Source organism: Leptotrichia trevisanii DSM 22070, assembly GCF_000482505.1.
Lineage (GTDB): Bacteria > Fusobacteriota > Fusobacteriia > Fusobacteriales > Leptotrichiaceae > Leptotrichia > Leptotrichia trevisanii.
On the sequence record NZ_AXVL01000076.1, the window covers coordinates 1 to 2,657 of the forward strand.

Sequence of the window (2,657 nt, forward strand, 5' to 3'; positions counted from 1 at the left end):
TCTCTAAAGACTAGATTAATATTCTATTGTCATTGTCCTTACATATTTTATTCCTCGCTGTCCTTTTCTCTCCTCATTTCAGATTCTGCAAAAGTCTCACTGTTACTATCCTTAGTTTCTTGTGATTTTATATTTTCTGAATGTTTTTGCGTGTCTTTATTTCCTTCATTTGTCTGTTTTTGAGAATCCTTATTCGAAGCTGTCTTGCTGTTATCACTTCTCATCTTTTCTTCAGCCTCTTTTGTATCGGCTGTTCTATCCGAATTTCCTGATCTATTTTCTTCATTTCCTTTATTTGAATTTTGAGAATTTTGATTTTTAGTGTTTTCTGTTTCCTGTGATTTATTTTCTCCGGTATCCTTCTTATCATCTTTTTTATTGCCCATAAATTTTTTAATTCCATCGCTGACCATATTTTTTACTTTTCTGCCTGAAGTAATCGGATCAAAGTCCATTGTCATTACTTTTATTGCCTTTCCTGCATTTTCAGCAGCCGAAGCAGTCAGATTTCCAGGATATTTTCCAACTTCAGAACCTATTTTTGCTCCTGTCTTCATGCCTGCTATTGCTCCTGCTCCTCCAGTAGACACTCCGCCAGCAACTGCACCGATTGTGGCTCCAAGCCCGCCAACTGCCGCACTTCCCAATAAAGATGCAACTCCTCCTGCAGCTGAGCCTCCTGCACTAACAACATTTCCAGTAAAATATCCAAGCTGTGAGCCATTTACTCCGCCTTGTCCATATAAAATTAATGAGGCTATGCTCTGATAATTCTTTATTAAAAATGAAATTGTTATAAATACTGCAAGCCATACAATTATAGTATGCGGCTCATTGTTTTCTGCACCTATATTTTCAGGAATGGGATAAGATTTTAATATTTTTACTCCCATTGATGACAAAGCAACTGCAACCATTAATTGAGTTCCTGCTCCAACTATTGCTCCTAGAGTTTTTCTTCCTATATCACTTAAAACATCAAGCGGTAAACAGGAAAGATATATTATTGCCAGTTTTCCAACTATATGGAACTGTATTATGGCTGTTGTTATTGTGGATATTATAAATACTAAAAATACGAATCCAATAATAAATAAAACAAAGTATAAGATAGCCCAAAAATCTTGAAACTTTAAGCCTATACTTAAAAACTTGCTTAATTCCTCCCATAACTTATCCCAAATACTCTGCACTTTTAACGGACTTCCAAGCCCTTCCCCAAATAAGTTTCCTATATCGGAAAATAATTTGTATGCCATATCCAGCAATTCCTTGTACATTTTTATAAGCCCAAAAGTAAGTGCATATCTTACAAGTTTTTTTATAGTTTCGACAAATGTATTGCCGATATTTTCCGACCAGTTAAAGAAGGCTGTAAATGATAAATCCAGCACAGCAAATGATGAGGCGAGTGTCAATATTACAACCATTAAGGTTGTCATTCCTGTATCAAGCATACTGATTATTGGTTCAATCAGTGCCGTATCAAATTGAAAATTTGCCGCTGCCAATTATTTTCCCTCCTTATTTCTTATGTTTTTTCACTTCATTTTCCATTGCTTTTATATGATTATTCAAGCTATTTTTTGTATATTCGCTTCTCTTTTGAGCTTCCCTTCTTGCCTGCACCTCTTCAGCCGCCTTTAATGCATCAAGTCTATTTGTTGTTGAAATCATATCGGCTATTGTATTCATCTGTACTGATAGGTTGGCACTCCATTGTGATAGCACTTCCAATACTTGTTGCGGATTTTTTGCTTCGTGAGTTTTTCTTATGAGAATTTTTGCATTGTCTGATGTTTTTCTCATTGCCACTTCATTCATAGATCCTGACTTCATTGCGTCCCTTGAAAGACTGTCAAGCGTATTTGTAAATCTGTCAAGAAGAGCCATATACTGTCTGTTATTAGCATCAGCATAAACATCTTTAAACCATAGTTCAGCTCTTTTGGCATCCCTTAATGTTGATTTTGTGGTATTTGTTATTCTAACTAATGTCTTTATCGTGTCATCATATTGGCTTATATATTTTTTTAGATAGGCTTCAGGCAGTTTCTTTGAAAGCTCAATCTGTCTTTCTATCTCCTTTAACTGTGCATTCAGGCTTTTTAGCGTCTGTGCATTGATTGCCACACTTTCAAAATATGTCTTCATCTGCCAGTAATCAGAAACTCCACTGCCTCCTCCAAGTATTCCTGAAAACGAATTTACTGATATAACTGTTATTACCATTAAAAAGAATATTATTTTTTTCATTTTAGTTACCTCCCTGTATAATTTCCTTACATTTTCTAAATTCTTGACTATTTTTACCCAGTTTATATTCTAGCCATTTTAAGTTAATTTCCTTTAAATCATTTGTTTCTGCACATATTTCCTGTATTTTCATCTGATCTGTCGAACTTGCAGAACCTACATAAGCCAGTTCAATTTTACCTAAATCCATTTCAAATTCTCTTGCCCCAAGTTCACTTTTGTAAAAATATTGCTTCTGCATCTGTCCACGTGCAACTCTTTCAATTTCTATTGCGTTTAATCCAAACTTTGAATAAAGTTCCTTCCAGTAGTTCTGTGCCTGTGGAGAAGGCAGAAGTATCTTTGTCTTGCATCCGTCAACTATTGCAGGTGTTATTTCAGATTTTGCTATTTCATCAAGT

Annotated in this window: 2 protein-coding genes and 1 pseudogene; all 3 read right to left on the reverse strand. The window is 35.0% G+C overall.

What is annotated here, in order from left to right; all coding sequences use genetic code 11:
* Positions 1 to 47 precede the first annotated feature (47 nt).
* Positions 48 to 1,511, reverse strand: a complete 1,464-nt coding sequence (locus K324_RS0109510; protein WP_026748922.1) for a type IV secretion system protein — start codon at positions 1,509 to 1,511, stop codon at positions 48 to 50.
* Positions 1,512 to 1,524: 13 nt separating this feature from the next.
* Complete coding sequence (locus tag K324_RS0109515; protein ID WP_026748923.1) at positions 1,525 to 2,256, reverse strand: hypothetical protein; 732 nt, start codon at positions 2,254 to 2,256, stop codon at positions 1,525 to 1,527.
* Position 2,257: 1 nt separating this feature from the next.
* Positions 2,258 to 2,657: pseudogene (locus K324_RS16095) on the reverse strand (hypothetical protein); the annotation flags it as partial.